This is a genomic window from Cupriavidus sp. HMR-1, from assembly GCF_000319775.1.
GTDB classification, from domain to species: domain Bacteria; phylum Pseudomonadota; class Gammaproteobacteria; order Burkholderiales; family Burkholderiaceae; genus Cupriavidus; species Cupriavidus metallidurans.
In genome coordinates, this window is the sequence record NZ_ANKP01000162.1 from 1 (window position 1) to 19,775 (window position 19,775).

Below are 19,775 nucleotides of genomic sequence, written 5' to 3' on the forward strand. Positions count from 1 at the left end.
CATCACGAAAGCTGCTTATGCACAGGGGAGCGCTAATCCTCTACGTTGTCTTCCATCACCTTGGCTGGGCGCAGTTGCTTAGCTACCTCCCGGAACTCACGCGCTCGGCTAGGTGGGTCGCAGTAGCGGGCTTCACTGAGGACTACGGGCTCCTTGCGCTGACGGCCATCGCGGCATCGCCGTTGCCGCAGACGCCGGCTTTAGTTTTCGTCGCGCTAGCAGAACTGTCCCCCATCGCCGTGTTTGGCAGTATCTTCAGCGGGAAACTCGCGAAGTATGGTTTGACTGCCTGGCTGGCGGCTCGGGCCCGCGAGCCGTTGCAAGGTGAAATTGGGGAAATGATTGCTTCAATAGAAAGGGATAAGGTACCTCATGGCCGAAGGCACGATGCAACGTAAGCGACGCCCAGCGCGCTCCTCCCCAATCGCTGCGGCTGCGGAACTACATGCGGCCCCGACTCCCATCGCCGAGGCTGTTCCGCAGCAGCCGGCATCTACTACGGATGCGGTCCAACAATGGAGGGATTATGCGGTCGACGTTACCCAACGTTGGACGATGTTCATCGATATCCTTCGCCAGCGCGCAGACAACATGTTGGCGCATGAGGAGACCGGCCTTCCGCCACTGCTTCACTTCGATTACGAGATGTTGCTCGACGGGAGAACGTTCGAGCGGCCGGCAAACTATGCCTTGCTGCGCATCACTCGCTGCGGCAGTGACCATTTGGAAGAACGTGTGCGCCCTGGTGCAAAGCCGGTTATCGTGATTGACCCGCGCGCTGGTCACGGGCCGGGGATTGGAGGCTTCAAGCGTGACTCTGAGGTGGGCATGGCGCTGTCCGAAGGGCACCCTGCCTATTTCGTCATATTTTTCCCGATTCCTTGCCCTGGCCAGACGCTGGGCGACGTTCTTAGTGCTCTGCGGACGTTTGTTCAGGAGGTAGCCCGTCGCCACGATGGACAGGAGCCGGTGCTCTATGGGAACTGCCAGGCGGGGTGGGAAGTAATGCTGCTCTCCGCGCATTGCTGTGAGCAAGTCTCCGGCATATCGGTCCTGAACGGTTCTCCACTGTCATATTGGTCTGGCGAGCCGGGCGTGAATCCGATGCGTCTTCTCGGTGCGTTCTCTGGCGGTGTGTGGGGCGCAAACTTTCTTGCCGACCTGGGTAACGGCCGCTTCGACGGCGCATGGCTTGTGCAGAATTTTCAGTTCCTGAAACCGGAATCGGCAATATGGGAGAAGTTCTACACGGTCTTCGCCAACCCGGAACGTGAGCGCGAGCGTTTTCTGGAGTTCGAACGCTGGTGGAACGGCTTCTATTTCCTGAGTCGGGAGGAGCTCGTTTCGACTGTCCAGGACCTGTTCGTTGGCAACAAGCTCGAAACAGGCGAAGTCCAGGTGGACTGCGATTGCACAGTCGACCTACGGCGCATCCGCAAGCCGATAGTCATCTTCGCGTCCTACGGCGACAACATCACGCCACCGCATCAGGCATTGGGGTGGATTCCGGCAGTGTATAAAAGCACCGAGGAGTTGGTCGCCGCCGGCCAGCGCATTGTCTACCTGACCAATCCACACGTAGGCCATCTCGGCATCTTCGTCTCGGCAAGCGTGGCACGCCATGAGCATCGAGCCATCCTGCAGAACCTGGAAGGGATTGAGGCACTGCCACCCGGGCTATACGAAATGATGCTACCCGGCCAAGGAGCAGACGGAGACAGGCAGACGATTCGCGCCACGTTTGAACCGCGCCGCGTCGAGGATATTCAGTTCTCGTATCCACGCGCTGAGTTTGAGCGCGTTCGCGCAGTCTCGGAATTCAATGAGACGTTATATGAGCAGCTTGTCAGTCCATACGTTCGTGCGACCGCGACTCCTTGGGGAGCGGAGTGGCTAAAGTGGGCGCATCCCATGCGCTGGACCTGCTATGCCTGGTCGGGGCGGTTCCAGCCGTGGCTGTCTCCGCTATCCGCCATAGCCGAGGAGGTCACGTCGGCCCGGGCAGTTGCTCCGTCAGACAATATGTGGCGCTCTCTTGAGCAAGCTATGAGCGGTATGGTGACCGGAGCATTGCAGGCAACTCGTTCGGCCCGCGATGCAACGGCTGAGATGGCATTCCTCTGGCTCTATGGACAGCCATGGTTGCCCGTTCCCGCTCATCGAGACAATCCGACGCAGTGTGCCGAAAAATGCTGTCAGTAGTAGGAGAGCTCCCAAGCCAGCCACGACGCGGCATGCTACTTTGCGGCCGCTCGCGGCGCTATTGGACGATTACGGTCCCTCTCTCGCCAGCATCATAATGACCCGGCATCAGGCAGGCGAAGGAGACTGTACCGAACTTTGTGAACTCCCAGATAATCTCACCGGACTTTCCTGCATCGACTGTGATGCCGCTAGGGGATACAAGCTCCTTTCCGGGGGCCCGCATCCTCGTGTGATAGAGCTCCAGCAACTGGCTTTCGGTTCCCAGGACCATCTCGTGCTTCACGCTGCCAGAGTTCTTCACAATGAAGCGGATTGTTTCGCCTCTTTTCACGGTAATCGTTGGTGGAGTGAAGCGCAGACCATCGCCCACTTCGAGCGTAACAGTGCGACTGACCTTGCTTGAGTCGCCGGGCTTCCCGATTGCTGTCACGCCTCCACCACCGTGACCATGGCTATGTTGCCATTCCGCGTCGCCGCCAGCAGCCAATGCGCCCCAGGATAAAACCAGAACGACCAGAAAGCCGACCAATCTGTGGATTATTGCGAATTTCATCGAGCTACTCCTTCGCGAGGCACCAAGCAAGAATGCGGCGCGTTCACTCGACCTCGCACGGTCGCGGGCACATATTAGAAGGTATAAGGGCCCATTCCGATGTACATCATACTTTTGTATTTCGAAGTCGCAATGCGTTAGAAACTACGGAGACGGAACTCAGGCTCATTGCGAGTGCAGCAATCATCGGTGAAAGAAGCAGGCCCGTAGCGCTGTAGAGAACCCCGGCCGCCAGTGGTACGCCCAAGGCGTTGTAGACGAAGGCGAAGCCTAAGTTCTGCTTCATGTTGGCAATAGTCGCCGACGACAATTGACGCGCCCGGGCGATACCTCTGAGGTCCCCCTTCACAAGGGTGACTTGGGCGCTGTTCATCGCCACGTCCGTCCCGGTTCCCATTGCAATCCCGACATCCGCCTTGGCAAGCGCAGGTGCGTCATTAATGCCATCACCCGCCATCGCCACGACCCGGCCTTCCGCCTGAAACTTGCTTACGAGTGCCAGCTTGTCTGCGGGCTTCACTTCACCGTGGAACTCGTCAATCCCCAGCTTCTCGGCAACGGCCTTTGCAGTCATCACGCCATCGCCTGTCGCCATCACTACGCGGATACCTTTGTCTTTCAGCTGTTGCAAGGCTTCGGGTGTCGTAGCCTTGACCGGGTCAGACACTGCCAGCAATCCGGCAAGCGTTCCGTCCACGGACAGGTACATGACGCTGGCACCTTGCGTGCGAAGTGCATCGCCAGCTTCGCGGAGGTTCGACGTAGCGACGCCTTCTGACTCCATCAGCGCGGTGTTTCCCAATGCAAGCTTCTTGCCTGCGACGGTGCCCCGCACGCCAATCCCTGTGCTAGATTCAAAGCTCTCCGCCTTATCGAGCACCAATCCTTGCCGACGAGCGGCTTCCACAATCGTGGCGGCTAAAGGGTGCTCGCTGCCTTGGTCGAGACTAGCGGCAAGTCGAAGGACTTCCTGTTCCGAAAAGCCATTGGTGCCCATGCTGCGTTCGAAGCTCGGCTTACCTTCAGTGAGCGTGCCAGTCTTGTCAACAATGAGAGTATCCACTTTGCGGAGATTCTCGATGGCAGCGGCGTCCCGGAATAAGACTCCAGAAGAAGCACCCTTCCCGCTGGCAACCATGATTGACATGGGGGTCGCGAGCCCGAGCGCACATGGGCAGGCGATGATAAGGACTGCCACCGCATTGATAAGCCCGTAGACCCAGCTTGGCTCCGGCCCAAATATGCCCCACGCAAAAAACGTCAGCAGGGCAATGGCAACCACCGCGACAACGAAGACGCCGGCTACCTTGTCTGCCATCCGCTGCATCGGTGCCTTGGAGCGTTGGGCTTGTGCAACCATCTGGACAATCTGCGCCAGGACTGTTTGAGAGCCGACCTTTTCGGATTCGATGACCAGGCTGCCAGCGGAATTCATGGTGGCCCCGATGACACGGTCACCCACACGCTTGGTTACCGGGATGGGCTCGCCGGTAATCATTGACTCGTCCAGGGAGCTCGTACCCTCGATGACGATGCCATCGACCGGTACCTTCTCGCCGGGACGCACGCGCAAACGGTCGCCAACATGTACGTGACTCAATGGGATGTCCGCCTCGCTCCCGTCTGCATTGATACGACGCGCCGTTTTTGGGGCCAGACCAAGTAGAGACTTGATTGCCGCCGACGTTTGGGACCGTGCTCGAAGCTCAAGCACCTGCCCAATCAAGGTCAGCGAAATGATGACTGCGGCAGCCTCGAAGTAGACGCCAATGCGGCCGTGCGCTGTGAACGTTTCGGGAAAGACGCCAGGCGCGACAGTCGCAATGACGCTGTACAGATAGGCAGCGCCAGTACCAAGACCGATGAGGGTCCACATATTGGGGCTGCGATGGATGAAGGACTGAACGCAGCGTTCGAAAAACGGGTACCCTGACCAGAGAACTACCGGCGTGGAAAGGACCAGCTCGACCCAGCTCTGGGCAGACGCTTCCATCCAACCGAGGCGGTGCCCAAACATTGCGAGGACGAACACGACAGCCGTCAGTGGCAGTGTCCACCAGAAGCGTCGGCTGAGGTCAGTGAGTTCAGGATTTTCCTCCTCGTTCAGCTCTGGAATGATGGGCTCCAGAGTCATGCCGCACTTCGGGCAGTTTCCAGGGTGGTCCTGCCGGATTTCCGGATGCATCGGGCACGTGTAGATTGTGCCCTCTGGGGTCGATGGTGGAGTCTCGTCGATGACCGGAATTGTGTACTTCTGCGGCGCAGCCGTGAATTTCGTCTCGCAGTTCTCGCTGCAGAAATGGTAGGTCGTCCCGTGGTACTCGGCCTTGAAGCGGCTGTCGCTACTGACCTTCATGCCACATACTGGGTCCTTCTCCGTCCCACCACCGTCATGAGGGTCACCATGATGATGGTCATGTACATGACCATTTTCGTGCGAGTGGCTTTCGGGACGAGTGGGCTCATGCTTTTGAGCCAGTGGGGGGCTATTTCTGTTCATTCAACGCACACTCCGTTCTATGTGAGCATTCGATGTGGTCGTCGGCCGGCCACGCGTGACTCATTTTCATACAACAATATGTAGAAATGACATCGTACTGATGAACCACTATACGCTTTAGTCTCTCTGGCCTTTCGGCTTCGCGATCTGCACTTGCCTTGATTGAAGTCATATGCTGCACCTTCCAATACGGGGAAGGTCAACCCCCAGAGTGGGTGGAAATCCCACTCGCAACGCCTTGAGAATTCGTGGTACTACATTTTCTGGATTCTAGACACGAGCTTCCATGACAGACCTTACGAGAACACTTATCGAACGATGGAAGGTTGATAAGAACGGGACGTATCAGAGTTGGTTTCTGTGGCCCGAGCGCCTGAAGAACTTCCGGTCAATCCGTCGTGGCATCGGCGCGGTGGTCAACGAGATACAGGCGGGAACATTTGGCAATGCTTATCGCGGCTCCTCACTGGAAACGGTCGTTTCCTCCATTGCTGAACAACGACAGATGTTCAAAGGGGCAGACCACGCTTTCTTGTGGAAGCCGAAGCTGCGCATTCCTGACATCTACGAGAACGCGGACAATCAGCGGGCCTTTGCGAACCTTCTCCACGCCTGCGACTGCTGCGACACAGAGCAAGAAGTGGTTCAAGCCATTCAGCAGCTGAGTCAGCATGGCATCAAAGGCCTGGGGCCTGCTGCGGCAAACCTTCTGTACTTTATCCACCCTACGCTGGTCGTGCCCTTCAATACCGCCATCGTCAATGGCTATAATGCGCTAACGGGCTCGAGCGTGAAGCTGGGTAAGTGGGACCATTACCTGGCCATGCGAGAAGGCGTTCTCGTCCTGAACGCAAGGTACCGCGACCTGCTTTCTAATGATCTGGGCGCGATTGCTGGTTTGCTGTTCGACCTCGGCATGGCGCGCTATCCGGTACCTCCGAGGGAGGGGGATTCAGCGACTGTGGCAGCTTGGGAGACGGACCTCGCCAAAGTGCGCGAGGAGGCCGCATCCTTTGCCAGGCAGATTCAAGCAAACCGGACTGAAGACGCGACACACACCGAAGTTCAGGGTTGGCTGCGAGACCTTGGCAAGGCGTTGGGCTTTTCAGTATGGGTGGCGACCAATGACCGGAGTCGCCCATTTAACGGTGGTGCCTTGGGAGATGGTTGCTTGTCCTCGATCCCCGCATCGCTATTGGTGGCCGGAGCCGACACGGTTCCGCTTATCGACGTTGTTTGGCTAAATGCAACTTCGCTCGAGGTCGAAGCGGCGTTCGAGGTAGAGCATACGACTTCCATTTATTCCGGTATCGTCCGCCTTCTCGACTTGGCATTAGGCTCGGACCAATCTGCGAAAAAACACCTGTTTCTTGTCGCACCGGATGCACGTGAAGCTGATGTAAGAGCCCAGCTTTCTCGTCCGGCATTTAGTCGAGTATCCGAGCTCGGTATCCGATACGTGCCCTACACCAGCCTGACGGAGCACAGAGAAAACATGGCCCGATTTGGTGCTGGTATCAAACCAATCGAAGCTATTGCCAAGACCCTCTGAGCGGCCATAAGGCCTGCGGTTCAAATAGGAATCGTTCGCAACACTAAACTTCTATCGGCAATCAAAATACCACTTGACCCTCCCACTGTGAGAGGGTCAGGCATCGTCTGAGCGGGGTTACTATCGACTCATCATGCCGCCGCTGGTCATCCCCATGTGGTCCACCATCGTCTGCATCATCTCCTGCATCAATTCCATGTGTTGGACCATCATGTCGTGGTGCATGCCCATGTGCTCAGACATGTCTCCGTGGCCCATGCCCATGCCACCCTGCATTCCGCCTTTCATCTGAGCCGCGTGCATGGTCCGCAACATCGCCATGCTCTCTTGCATAACCTTGACTTGCTCTGCCATCAGCGCCTGACGTTCCTCTGGCGTCTTGGCTCTCGAAAGTCGCTCGTGCAAGGCCCGCAGATGTGCAATTTGGGTGTCCACGGCTGCATCCCTTTGCCCGTTCTTCAAATTTTGCGCTGTTGCGGCTGCTGCCTGACCGTGGCTGTGGTCGTGTTCCGCACCGCCTTGCTGTGGGCCTGCTGAAAACGCTAGCGGCGTCCAGGCGAGTGTAGAAAGCGCCACGACAATGGGGGCCAGCCGATTCTTGTGCATGATGTCGTCCCTTTGCTGAGTGTTCAGGATGCGCAATAGTGCGCATTTGCCAGTCTAGGCCGCAGATGTTGAGGGCGCCTTGATAAGGATCAGTCTTGTCATTTCAACTGAGAGGCCGCCGTAACTATCTGCTGTTTCAAGGTCCGCAAAATGGGAGCAAGCCCGATCCGACTATAGCGTGGCACACACACAGCGTAGCTGCAGAGATAAGCCTGATTATCCCTGTACTATCATTTCGGTACGGAACTCGCTTTCGTCGAAATGCCCCGTCACCCGCCCACGCCGGAAGGCTTCCCGGACACCGCGGCCCTTGCGGCCCTGCGCGCCTGGTATGAAGGCGCCTCGTCGCGGCAGGCGGCCGAGCGCTACCTGCGCGATCGGCTCGGTCCTGGCCATTCGGCCCGCGGCGTCATCGGCCAGGTGCGCCGGCAGTTGGCCACGTTTTCCCTCCACCGGGAACGCCCCGACCTGGCCGCGCTGTTCCAGTGTCCCGCGAGCCTTCGCACCCGTCATGCCAGGGCAGTCACGCAAGCCCTCGAGCTGCTGCGCGCGATGCCGGTCCCGACGCCGCAGATCAGCGACGATATCGCGCGGTGGCTGCCGGCGCGCGCCGTCCGAGCCTTGTATGCGGCCGGTATCCGCACCCTCGCAGATCTCACGGTGCGCATCCCGCGCCGCCGGCAATGGTGGACCGCCATCCCGAGGCTCGGCCCCGCCAGCGGGCACCAGATCGAAGCCTTCTTCGCCCGGCACCCGGCGCTGACCGAGCGGGCGCGTGCCTTGATCATCGCGGAGTCACCGTCCATGGTCATGCCTTGGGAACAACTTCAGTTGCCCCATAAGGTTGACGGCTCGGCCGGCGCCTTCCGCGCGCCGACGGCGAGCTGCATTCTGGGCGTGGACAATGACCGGCACGTCACTGCGCGATTGCCCCGTCTGCGCTAAGGGCCGCATGGTCCGCATCGAAGGCGGTGTGCCTGGCATCCTCCCACGGGCTCCACCTGATCCCAGTCATGGACACTGACCGGCATCAGCACCAGGCCCCAGCACGTTGGTCTTCTCCATGCGGCCAACGCGAACCGACTCGTGCTTTGCCGTTCTCGCACCATCACAATGCCGCGAAACTGTGCGCTATCTGCCCGCTGACCCTCGTATTCCCGCTGGCTTTGCGCGACTGGCTCTGTCAGACTGCCCGCTTCCGGCGTGCGATGGCCACGCGCCGGGTGTCGCGAATTACCGCGCCGTTCATTCAATGCCCATAGAAACGAACGCCTGTGGAGCGGTTTAGCACAAACGATTTTTTATTTACCGCTCGCGGAGCAATCTCACCGGTTCGACTCATGCATCTGAGGCCGCGACCGCTAAACAAAAAACCCTCTGCATTATCAAGATGCGGATATGCGGCACTGAGTCGATCTTTCTCGTTCATACAACCGATTCGGCAGAAGGCGTTTAGTCGAGGATTATGTAGTCGTCCGGAACCGTAAGATTTTTCCGGCGTCCACCGGCATCAAATGAAACGACAGTTCTTTTGCCTAATCCATGGAAAAGCACGCTGACATTATCGAATCGCTTGTAATCTGGCAATTTCGGAGATAAGTCCGACACATTTTGCTCCGGCAACAGAAAGGCATAGGGAGATTTCACGTAGACCGTCGCGTGATCCTTCCTGATATTAGCCATACTCATACCAATTTCCAGGAGCTGTCCGGATACACCGCCATAGAAAAGCGGTGCAAACAGGATAAATGCGAGTATCCCCATCTGCGTTCGTCTGATATGCGAGGGATCCCCTAGAGCGCCGACGTTATCTTTTTGGTCGGTGTGAACCTGCGACCTATGAATTTCGTCAATACTTTTTAGCTTTTTCCCGGCAGACAAGAACGCCGAGTAGAGCATATACAATATTAGGGAGAGCAGCGGAAGACTCCAGTACGCGAAGGCGTCTTTTCGCCCTAGGGCGGCGATTAGCACAATCGCCAGCAGCGCGCAAAGCACGCTACCAAAATTGAACTTCACCCATTCAAATTGCGGCGCGATGGGCCTTGTTCGATGCCTGTTGACAGCCTTCATCGCGCTGTTAAAAATAGGCAAAATAACAGGGGAGCACGCTATTCCCAACGATATTAAGCTATAAATATAGAAAAGATATATAAATCCAAACGACGCCGCGATGAATATTAGTAGCACGCCATCACCGATCGTCAGGTCTTGAGGAAAATGTCCAATCCTCATGGAATATAGCGCCACGCAAATTCCACCTATGAGGATGCCAACCTTCGTCAGGGCAGATATGATCTTAAGAAAACTATCCAGATTTTCCCCAGATAGTGGCTCGGGAAACTTCATTATTCTTCTCCGTATAGGACGCATACCGAATCCCACGTCGCGAATTGGGGTGCCAGGGCTCGCCCATGTGGCGGCGTCTCAGTCAGTTTTGCCATATCTCGGCAACAGTCCTGGTGACCGGCCTTCGATATGATTCCGCAGGCTGCGGCCATTTTCAGGCAGCATTTCGCGCACATCAGCGTCTTGCATATTCCATGCACAAGCCAACTGACTCGCTACATCACTTGCCTGCCACGGCATGAGGGCCTGCCCCTGCACCTTCGCAAACGGCCCGTCGCTTTCCGTCACAACGCGCGCTACAGGCAACGACGCCGCGATGCGCCTGCCGTTTGCAGTGCGTAGCATGGCTGGCCCCACGCTAAACCAGCAGCCCAGCTCTATTGCACGCCTCAATTGATGGAGTGAATCGCTATACCAGTGCAAAACCGCAGTACCGTAGGATGGATGCCGCTCGAGCGTGTCGAGCACCTCTTTTGCTGCGTTCCTCGAATGGATACTTAGGACTCTTCCCCCTAGCTCGCTACAGCGAGCCACCGTTTTCTCGAAGACATCCTGTTGGACCGAAAAGTGCTCCCGATATCGCGGGGAGCCATCCAGTCCGATTTCGCCGACGGCTGACACGCCCTGCAACTGCTGAAGTAGCATGGATAGTTCACCGTGGCGCTGGTGTGCGATTTCGGGATGCAGGCCGGGCGAGATGAAGATGGTTGGGACGGGCGGCAGTACGCGAGATGAGGCGATGAAGGCCTTAGGGCTGGTGGTGACCAACCAGACGAATTCACATCGACGGGCAGCCTCCGCATAGACCTCCAACGCAGAAGGATAGAGATCGATGTGACAGTGGAAGTCCATCAGAGAACGCCGTCTTGCTTCAGCAACGCGGCAAGTTCGGACAATGCACGTCCGGCAACGTCGCGATAGTTGGCCCTGTCGCCTTGACCGGCAAAAGACAGGGTCGCGCCAAGAAATGCGTCAATCCCGTTTCTTTCCGTTGCGAGAACAGCGCACGCAACCGCCATCGGGTCATCGGCCGCGGACTTCTCCGACTGCTGAAGGTTCGCAAATTTGTATGGCGTACCGTCAGGCCGGCCCCAACGCAAGAATGCCGCGCGTCGAACCATGCAGGGGACGCAGCGTCCACAGTGCGTCCGATTGTAGGTGCGGAAGCGCCCGCAGCTTGTGGAGTCCGACGCGAAGCGCGCGAGCAGCGTTTGGTCGAGGCACTCCCGCATCATCTCGCCTTTCGTTTTGAAGCGATACGGCATTGACAGAACGGCCGGAACCCCCACCGCGTTTAGCAGCAATTGCAGTTGCTCCATGAATAGCGGGTGCGTTGTCCGCGTGCTGAGACTTGCCATACGTCCCGGCAACAGCGGTGGGTTGACGCTAATAAATCCGTTTTCCGGAACCAGAATCTCTGCGGGTGCGGGTGTGGTCAGTAGCGAAGTGGCCAGCACGGCAAGTGCGTAAAACCCCATCGACCGTGCGCGGGTTGACGGCTCGCGCGGCGCGATGGGATCGATGCGATGACTCCACTGCTGGTGCCACGCAGCGCCTCCCAGCGCGGCCGCGTAGGTTCGCTGACGCTCGGAGTCTTCATAGGCAAGCTGCGATACGAAGATCGGACGGCGTTTGTTGGCGATGGCGTCTATGCCACCAATTAGACTGTCCAGGCCACCCGAGAGCAAGGCAACGCAGTCCCGGTCGCAAATACTCCGTTGAGCCTGCGGCGCCTCGGGACCATCTGGCAAGAAGCTAACCGACCAAAAATCTCCAGTAAGGATGCGCAACATCCCCTCAATCAGGGGCCGCTGGGCGTTCCACCGATCCGGATCGAGGAGCGTGACTGAAAGCTCGATCTGGCGAGTCCAACCATCGGGGCTGGTATTGCGAGGCACTGCGATGTCGGCCGCGCAGACGGCGAATCCGAACAAGACAAAATCCCAGATCGGCGTTGAGGGCGCATACCCCTCCCGCTCGAGTTCCGGCATCCAACCGTTCGCAATTCGATCACTCCCCGCGATATCGGATCCCTGGAAGTATGTGAATACGCGACTCCCAGCCGGGACAGTGCGCGGGCGCGCCTCGAAGCTCGTACAAATGACTTTCATTCTGCCGTCCCAAATACGAACATTGCATCCGCCATGGCCTTCGCAGAGACTTCGCGCATCGACCGCGGTCTCTGATCTCCCCGCGCACCCTTCATCGCCTCGGCCACCACGCCTGTCACGTAGTCGAGCACTTGCCCCAGTCGCTCATGAACCAGCTTTGCCGAGTACTTGAGCTTCTCGAAAACCCGTCCCAACTCCAGCTGAATCCGGTTGTACACATCATTGGCGATCGTGTACGTCATCACATCTGCAATCTGATCGTCCGTTAGATTGAAAATGTCGACGTTGGGATCTGTGTCGTAGAGCTTAATGATGGCCTGATCCATTGCGTGCTTCGCGGATTCCTCATCAATACTGCCGCCGACGGGGAGCAGTCGCTCCGCCACTTCGAGGGCAATGTCCGCTGCGGACAGGCCCCGTTGCTGAATCGACGCCACCCAGGCGTCAATGCCCGGGTCCCCTCCCGTACGTGCCGCCGACAGAAGGCCACCCAGGGCCGCCGCTGCCGTCACCGTAGCCTGCATGCGTGAGGCGGCCCGTTTCGATCCTCCCATGCCCTTGTTCACCAGACGGTTGATTCCTCTTCGCAGGTCAGCGCTGCCGCCGCTGGTCACAAATGAAGACAGCGCGCGCCGAGCTTCGCCATATCGTCCGCGCGGCGCGACATGACTGCCAGCCGGTTGCACAACCTCTGCCTCCGCGCCGTTGTCTTCGGCATTCTGGGCATCATCATCAGGTTGGGGCGGTACGGGCGCCAGTGACGCGTCAGATTGCGACGTATCAATGCCTTGTTCGACGTCTTCGAGCCAAGGCGGGTCGAATGGGCTGCCGCTCGGCGCGCCAGCGCTAGAAGTTGAAGTGCCCATCAGTTTTTCCGTGCCGCGCGTATCGCGCGTTTTACCGGTTCGCTCGCCTGGCTGTCCGTCGCCCAGCCGCTTACCACGTCGCTCGCCCAAGGCGCACTCACGACGCGCTGGACCAGACCAGGACTGATTTGCGCGGTGGGAGCTTCCACAAGCAGCGCGGCGGCGCGCGCCCCGGCAGCCGGGTAGACCTCGCAGACCGCCGTCAACATCAACACTTCCTCAGATTTGGTCCAGTCGCGGGAGGCGCGACGGGCTTCCCACGCGCGAGTCATAGCGAGAACGGCTTGCGTTTCGCCGGCGGCTTGTATATCTGCGGTGAGTTGTTTGCTCGTGACACGAGCAGCCGCCAGCGCTTCCTGAAGTACCTTACCTTCGCTGGTCAACTCATCGTGTCCAAAGTCGCGTACGGTGCTGTCCCGGCTTAAATGCACCACCGGTCGCAGGTCCATGTCTCCCAGCGCGGGCTGCAGCAATAGCCACTCGCGAGCAAATGGCTTGTCACCAAATACCTCGGGAAGCGCGCGCTCGACGTCCTTTGCCAGTTCTTCCGCTTGCGCAATGGCCCCCACCTTCCCATCGCTATCCGCGGAAACCATTTCAGCCAGCGCGTTGGCGAGCGTTTCATCGCAACGCTCAAGAAGATGCCACTTCGCCAACACGGGCAGGTCCACTTCGATTCCCTGTGGTTTGGCCATTGCCTGACGAAGAAAGACGGTGTTAAGAAATCGCTTGACCAAACGAGGGTTCGATTGCACCGCGCTCGAGGAAAATAGCAAGGGCGACAGCCGTTCGGCAAGTCCCATAAGCGACTGCAATTCGGCGTCCGCTTGCGGAGCAAGGCTTTCCAAGAAGCTGAGGTCCACTCGCTTGCCCTTCCAGGTTTCCCGAAGGCGCTCCTCCACCCGCTTTTTCGCGATTTCGAATTGTACGTCGTCGATAGTGCCCCCGCGATGAGCCCGTTCAAGGAACAGCAACGCTGCATAGGCCTTCGTTTCGTTCGGACCCAGGCGCGGCACGCGCAGCGGGACCTGGATAAGCTTGTCGAAGTAGTTGGTAACGACGTCGTCCGCCAAGCCAGTTCCGGTGAAGTGCACGCGCACCGCACCTCGAATAAAGACGTCATCGGCGGCCACCACAAAAGCGCTGCCCTTCAGGAACAGCAGCAGCCGGATGGCTTCCAGGGTCGCGATCGCGGTTTTGGGCAAACAACGGTCCAGATCATCCACGAACACCACGAGGGTCACACCCAGCTCACTGAGCAACTCCTCCAGGTCATCCCTGAACCCTTGGATTTCCTTGGGCAGCGAGCGGGGCTTCGCCTCGTCGATCAGGCCTTTGGTCGCTTCCGGCACGCCTTTGACTGCGTCAATCACTTCTGAGGGGGAACCCTTTTGCAGGGCACTCAGGCCGAGGTCAAAGGCCTTGCTCAGAAGTCCGACGGGCACGCCTGTGACTACTGTCGCAGCCACCTCGCCCCCGAGTTGGGCCAAGCGCAACAGGTTGATCCGTTTGACGAACGCTATGGCTTTATCAGTCAGCGTCTGAGAGCCCTCGGCCTGTTTCAGTACTGCGTCGCCGACCGTCTGCAGTAACGCTGTACGGGCGTCCTCGAATCCCTGATACAGCCACGGATTGAACGTCACCACGACGTACGGCTCCCGCCCGCCTTGGCCCGATGCGGTCGAACTCTTCGGCACCAACTCGGTTTCGATCATTCGGACAAGCGAGGATTTCCCAGTCCCCCACCCGCCCGAAACGCCGATGGAGATCGGCTGACCATCCGAATCCTTGATCAAGTCCGCGCAGACCTTCGCCACCAGCTTGAAGTTGACGTAATCGACCGTCGTCTCGTTGTCATGCCACATCGCTGCCCAGCATTGATATGCCCCTCGTCTGATCGTTTTTCTGTCGCCCCGGTCTGTTAATGCCACACCGCTTTTTCGGAGATCACGGAAGTGCAATTTAGGCGTTCGCCCCAGCGGCAGGTTTGACATGGGCTCGTTGGTCGGAATTGTGCCCCGTCCTGCCCGAAATGAAACTCCCGCTAAAGGAGTGCCTGGAAGGCTGCGCCCCAGAGCCCCTGGCTATTCATCTGCCCCGCGCTTGGCGGTACGCATCCGTCGCCGCGCGGGCACGCTTCAGTTCTTCCTCCAGAAAACTCACCCGCCCCGCCAGCGCGTCGCGCCCTGCTCGATACGCTTGCCGGACATTGTCGGTCTCCAGCGCGCGTCAGCGGTCGGCGGCGGCCTGGCGCTCGCCCATGCGCGCCAGTTCCGCGGTCGCTAAATCTCACTGGGCAACGCCATGAGAGGTCTGAGATGGCTCAGCATCTCCTGATCATTGTTTGGAAAGAGTCGATCGTACGGAATCACTATTTCGGGAAACGCTTCGTCGGCGAATGCACTGAGCCCGAAGTGCCTGTGCGGCCTCTTCACTCGTTCGGCGAAATAGGGACCGACGCCAACGTGTGCAATGGCCTGACCCGCTTTCTCGAACTCGGCAATTGACGTAACCGTATATGGGGACTCCTCCAACAATCCCTGCAGCCCTCGCGCCGTCAGCTTTCTCAGCACCAGTGTGTCGAGGTACTCGACAACATGCGGCGCGAACAGGTACCAGTCCTCGTAGGTAACCAGAATTGGATACACTGGCAGCCCATCCGGTTTCCAGGCCGTCTTACACTCCAAGGCGTCATGCACGTTCCTGTAGTGTTGGACGATTGAATCAGCTAAATCGCTCAAGGTTTCCGTGAGGTGTTCGCTATCCGGCGTGATTTTGGCGTCCAGCCTCATTCGGCGTGTCTTACACTCGATCATTAGGTGCCCTGTCGCGTCACTCACAATCCAGTCGACCCCGTCCTTACGATCCCTTTTGACGCGATACTCCTCTTCTGCCATGACTTTCTGGGAAGAGCGCTTGAACTGAACTGTGAGCACGTCTCCGACGTAGTCTTGAAACGCAAGGCCGTAGGCGTTCCCGTACTTGGCTCCACTCTTGGCAAGGTCGTAGAATAAGCCCTCCGTTACGCGCCTTAACACGAGCTCGGGAATGGGACAGAGAAATTGCTTCGGCCGATCGTCCCAAAGACAAACCAGTGGCTTCGCTTCAAGATAGTTCCAAGTGTGGGACCAGCCTTCATCGTATCGCTGAGCAGCCGAGAGTGCTTCGCGGGCCTCTGAATAGCTAGCTCCAACCATCGCGAAATATGCGTCCCGTTCGTCTTGTGTCACACCGACGCCCGAATAATCAGCAGCGGCATCCACAACACCAACGCGCGCGGCTTGGCCTGCCGTGGCAAAAGCCATCGTGATCATTGAGGGAAGACTAGTTCCCACTATCGCCTCAAACATGTCCCGGACGAGTTGACTACCATATACCCTGTGTGCGCGATACAGGCGATCCCAGTCCCTGGGGTTCTGCCATCGTGCTTGCTGGTGCATTAAGGTATGAAGAGACTTCATTGCCCGCTCCCCCGAGTCGATGGCCCTCTTCGATATCTCCTCGGTGATACGCCTGATGTGGTTCACCAAGGGAATTAGGTCGCCTCTGTCCGCTCGCCTCAACCACGGGTCCCGACCAGCGTGCAGCATTGCTTCCCGAGCAAGCAGGTGAAGCTCCCAGTTGAAAACGATGCCAATCGCACTGCCCCAGCGATCCTGAATTGCTGCCCGGCCGGAGCTGTCAACTTCGCCGTGTTTGCGCCGGACAAGCTGCAGCACGGACTCTATTTCCAGCGTTCGAAGAGCGTTTCGGAGCGGTTTGTACTTATCGTAGACGTTAATCATGGCTGGCCGATTGGTCCCATCCCATCTGCTTCATTAGCTTTGCGGTACGAAGCGTTGTCGCGACGAATCGGCATCGCCGCACTATGCGTAGTTTGGTAGCCCATGAATCCGGCGAATCTCGTCGTAGATCGAACTAAATCTGTCAATTTTGGGGCAGTAAAAGTGTCAATCGGCGACCCAGTTGCTTCCGTGAATCCTCAGTTCCTTGCTGGACAAGGCTTTGCGGGTTGCGAAGCAATGTGTCACCGGACAACCAGGGTCATTCCAGCGCGAAAGCTGTGAGCCCGAGCCGTCGAGGCGGCTTTGCAAGCTGGGACATGATGTCCTGGTACGCCTCGTTGACGCGGCCTTCCCCGGAGACAAGCCCGTGAAAACTACTTGCGGTGAGAATGTAATCGCGATCGATCAAGTCGTTCGAGATCTTCTGAGGATCGACATTCTCATAGCCGCCGTTGCGGATCCAGTCCATGCAAAGCCACATCATGTAGTACTGGTGCCGCAGGACCATCGGCTTCTGTCGAAGGAGACTCCAAACAGCACCAGGACTATATCCTTCGCGCTCTGCGAGCGTGATACCGAGTCGATTCGGTATCACCGTATGGATAAGCTCGAGCCTCGCATCACGGTCCATGCGGCCGGCACGCAACGCCTTCACATCGGCGGCCGTCAGCGATTGCTCCTTCAGTTCCTCAATCAAGCCCGCGACGCGATCCTTGTTCTCGGCATGGACGTAGAAATCCTTTGCAATGTCGACTTGATGCTCATCCTTGTCCTCAACAATGCGACGTAGGAGAAGATCCTCGCGCGCCGAACCGGCTGCGATGGCTGCCAGCATGCGGCGCGTTACATGCCGAGCGTCGCGCAACAGCATGTTTCCTGCGATGGAGCGACCTGTCTTGAGTTCCATCCCGAGGCTTTCAGGAATCGATCTTCCAATATGAACCCGGCTGGAATGAGGTGCGATCATCCTGAGCGACTCGACCAATGTGGCCTCGCGGGCATCTGGATTCTTCGTCATCTCGATGAAGGCCGTGTCCGGCAATACAAAGTGTGTCGCGGGTGACTACCGCAGCAGTTCCACAACCTCAGGAGCGCGGGATTCGCGAAGCCTGTTTTGATCCAGAACGATGAGCTGATTGGGCATTTCCTTTCCGTCGACTGATTGCCCGGCATGTACCTCAGGAGTTGTAATGGTTAGTGCGCCGCCACCTGTCCGCCGATCCAGCCGCGATCACGCAGCACATCGAACGCCAGGGAAATTTGCCGAGTCGTGAACTGCCGCTTCCTATCGTTCCAGCCGTAGACCGCATCCGCGACCTCGGACAACGAAGCCTCGGGCCGCTGCTTGGCCACCCAATGCACCGTAGACAGCAGTTCCATACCGAAAGCGGACTCGAAACCGGCAACAAGATCCGACACCCTGTCGAACCGCTCTCGCGTTTCCGGATGATCGGACAAAAAGCGATTGGCTTCGTCCACGGCTCCCGGCACCAGTTCCAATTGTTTGTCCGGCGCATCACCACCATCTGCGTAGCCGCTCACAAGGTGCCCCTCAATCTGTTTGAGGACATGGCGCAGGTTCTCGGCGTATGGACCGTAGTGGGCTTGCCTGAATTGCAGGCGCAGCGGTTGGCCGGCCTCCTGCATGAAATACATCAGCTTGTGCACTTCCAGCAGCGACACAGCCGGATCGAGCAACCCGGCGAGATAGCGCGAGATGAGTTCGACCAGCGCGGCACGTCCCGCCGTCATCTGGGGCACCTCCCGCGTATGCGACATCTTGTCCGATTCCGGAGCGCCCTTCGGTTCGTACACCAGCGTCAGCACATCCGGTAACGCTGCCATTGCGGCGGCGATCATGGGACGCACCTCCTCCCAATCGAGGCCGCCCAGGCCGCTGCCCAGCGGTGGAATCGCAATCGATTGGATCCCCTTGTCCTGGATCACGCGAACGAGATCCTTCAGCCCCGCCTCAATGTCTTCAATCCGGCTTTTTCCTTTCCAATGCCGCTTGGTCGGAAAGTTGATGATGAAGCGGGGATTGGCAAGCTGCCCGGTCGAGAAAACGTGCATGCGGCCGGGCTGCACTTCGTCATGGCGACAGGCCTCCGCGTACAACTTGAAGTTGGCGGGGTAGGCATTCTTAAATTGCAATGCAATGCCGCGCCCCATTACACCGACACAGTTCACGGTATTGACGAGCGCTTCGGCATCCGCATGGAGGATATTGCCTGAGGTGTATTCAATCATGGTTCGTTGCCTCGCTCAGTAGTACCACTCGGGTCGAACTTCGACTGGCGGCCGATGCCCGTTTGCAGGCAGTGCATTCATGACCTGCTGATATGTCTGCGCCGATTGCACGCCGATACGTTCGACAAGCCCCCAAGGGAACCCACGCTCGATCAGGAATTCAGCCTGTTTGCCTTCTTTCATGGAAGCATCAATGCCCGCCCCGCTCCAGCGATTTGTCCCAATGGCTTGCCAGTTCAAATCCCCCAATCGCCCTAGATCCGCACGATCTTCGAAGTACCGGGCGCCGGCATTGGACAGCGTGAATGCCCATCGCAATCCTTGCTGCTGCGCCCACGCCACCGTGGCATGGAGGTCGGCCTCCAGATGCACGATCGGTCCCTGCCCCCCGCGATACGTCAGTTCAGGGTGGTTGGCCTGGTAGATCAGATACAGCATGATCGAGCGCGGACAGAAGTAGAACGGCACACACTGCCCAACATACAACCCCGGGTGGCAAGTCAAGGTGAGCTCGCTGAGACGACGCTGTTTGATCGAGGTCATCCCGATAACCGTGCCCTGAGGGGCGGCTTGGGCCATCACGGCATCGCAGAGCAATCCTGAACTGGCAATAATTGCCGGCAGCTTGTCGAGGTGCACGATGTGATAGATCTTGGGCTGCGCAGGAACGGTCATAAGCAGGTGAGATGCGGGGGGCCGTCTGCCCTACTCCGGGCCCGTTGGAATGCCGGTGATTCTACCAGCGGCGCCCAACGAACCTGCCGGTTGCGGGGCGGCATTTGTCGCCCGATCAGCACTTTCTACCTGCGTCGCAATGTGCATGAGCGCCTACGCTCTATTCCGCGCCACCTGACGATAAGCGTCGGTGGCCGTCCGTGCGGTTTTGAGTTCTTCCTCCAGGAATGCCACCCGCCCGGCCAGCGCGTCGCGCTCGGCCCGGTAGGCTTGCCGCACGTTGTCCGTCTCCAGCGCCCGCCGCCGGTCGGCCGCCGCCTGAC

14 protein-coding genes and 2 pseudogenes are annotated in these 19,775 nt (G+C 58.4%); 4 read left to right on the forward strand and 12 right to left on the reverse strand.

Translation table 11 applies throughout. From position 1 onward, the window contains the following. Together D769_RS32555 and D769_RS18825 are read left to right on the forward strand one after the other, a co-directional pair. Positions 1-398, forward strand: a pseudogene (locus D769_RS32555) (hypothetical protein); the annotation flags it as partial. Continuing rightward, positions 373-2,202 carry a DUF3141 domain-containing protein gene (locus D769_RS18825; protein ID WP_008648256.1) on the forward strand — a complete coding sequence of 610 codons (1,830 nt, stop codon included), beginning with the start codon at positions 373-375 and terminating at the stop codon, positions 2,200-2,202. The pseudogene D769_RS32555 and the gene D769_RS18825, both read left to right, overlap by 26 nt. Positions 2,203-2,260: 58 nt before the next feature. Here the strand turns inward: D769_RS18825 and D769_RS18830 are convergent, their stop codons facing one another. Continuing rightward, entirely contained in the window at positions 2,261-2,758 is a 498-nt protein-coding gene (locus D769_RS18830; RefSeq protein ID WP_008648258.1) for a cupredoxin family protein, read from the reverse strand. 106 nt (positions 2,759-2,864) lie between these two features. Beyond that, positions 2,865-5,258: a heavy metal translocating P-type ATPase gene (locus D769_RS18835; protein ID WP_029309052.1), complete on the reverse strand. Its 2,394-nt coding sequence runs from the start codon at positions 5,256-5,258 to the stop codon at positions 2,865-2,867. A gap of 286 nt (positions 5,259-5,544) precedes the next feature. On the opposite strand from D769_RS18835, the gene D769_RS18840 reads away from it, so the two are divergent. Beyond that, positions 5,545-6,810 carry a hypothetical protein gene (locus D769_RS18840; protein ID WP_008648262.1) on the forward strand — a complete coding sequence of 422 codons (1,266 nt, stop codon included), beginning with the start codon at positions 5,545-5,547 and terminating at the stop codon, positions 6,808-6,810. A gap of 120 nt (positions 6,811-6,930) precedes the next feature. Here the strand turns inward: D769_RS18840 and D769_RS18845 are convergent, their stop codons facing one another. Continuing rightward, positions 6,931-7,452 (reverse strand): hypothetical protein, encoded by a 522-nt coding sequence (locus tag D769_RS18845; RefSeq protein WP_008648264.1) that lies wholly within the window; start codon positions 7,450-7,452, stop codon positions 6,931-6,933. 225 nt (positions 7,453-7,677) lie between these two features. Here D769_RS18845 and D769_RS18850 point away from each other — a divergent pair. Further along, positions 7,678-8,325, forward strand: a pseudogene (locus D769_RS18850) (phage integrase family protein); the annotation flags it as partial. Positions 8,326-8,868: 543 nt separating this feature from the next. Here the strand turns inward: D769_RS18850 and D769_RS18855 are convergent. From D769_RS18855 to D769_RS18895, 9 genes are all read right to left on the reverse strand, one after another. Further along, the gene (locus D769_RS18855; protein ID WP_008648268.1) at positions 8,869-9,765 is read right to left on the reverse strand and encodes a hypothetical protein; all 897 of its coding nucleotides are present in this window, start codon (positions 9,763-9,765) and stop codon (positions 8,869-8,871) included. A gap of 78 nt (positions 9,766-9,843) precedes the next feature. Then, positions 9,844-10,617, reverse strand: a complete 774-nt coding sequence (gene qatD / locus D769_RS18860) for a Qat anti-phage system TatD family nuclease QatD (protein ID WP_008648270.1) — start codon at positions 10,615-10,617, stop codon at positions 9,844-9,846. Then, complete coding sequence (qatC, locus tag D769_RS18865) at positions 10,617-11,756, reverse strand: Qat anti-phage system QueC-like protein QatC (RefSeq protein ID WP_008648272.1); 1,140 nt, start codon at positions 11,754-11,756, stop codon at positions 10,617-10,619. The genes qatD and qatC overlap by 1 nt, the downstream gene beginning before the upstream one ends. 116 nt (positions 11,757-11,872) lie before the next feature. Further along, positions 11,873-12,742 carry a Qat anti-phage system associated protein QatB gene (qatB, locus tag D769_RS18870; protein WP_008648274.1) on the reverse strand — a complete coding sequence of 290 codons (870 nt, stop codon included), beginning with the start codon at positions 12,740-12,742 and terminating at the stop codon, positions 11,873-11,875. Further along, positions 12,742-14,736, reverse strand: a complete 1,995-nt coding sequence (locus D769_RS18875) for a P-loop NTPase fold protein (RefSeq protein WP_231582289.1) — start codon at positions 14,734-14,736, stop codon at positions 12,742-12,744. The genes qatB and D769_RS18875 overlap by 1 nt, the downstream gene beginning before the upstream one ends. 288 nt (positions 14,737-15,024) lie before the next feature. Beyond that, complete coding sequence (locus D769_RS30725) at positions 15,025-16,527, reverse strand: hypothetical protein (protein ID WP_008648279.1); 1,503 nt, start codon at positions 16,525-16,527, stop codon at positions 15,025-15,027. Between the two features lie 259 nt (positions 16,528-16,786). Then, positions 16,787-17,545: a hypothetical protein gene (locus D769_RS18885; protein ID WP_152415027.1), complete on the reverse strand. Its 759-nt coding sequence runs from the start codon at positions 17,543-17,545 to the stop codon at positions 16,787-16,789. Positions 17,546-17,721: 176 nt separating this feature from the next. After that, the gene (locus tag D769_RS18890; RefSeq protein WP_008648283.1) at positions 17,722-18,777 is read right to left on the reverse strand and encodes a macro domain-containing protein; all 1,056 of its coding nucleotides are present in this window, start codon (positions 18,775-18,777) and stop codon (positions 17,722-17,724) included. Positions 18,778-18,792: 15 nt separating this feature from the next. Continuing rightward, the gene (locus tag D769_RS18895) at positions 18,793-19,452 is read right to left on the reverse strand and encodes a DUF4433 domain-containing protein (RefSeq protein ID WP_008648285.1); all 660 of its coding nucleotides are present in this window, start codon (positions 19,450-19,452) and stop codon (positions 18,793-18,795) included. Between the last annotated feature and the right edge of the window lie 323 nt (positions 19,453-19,775).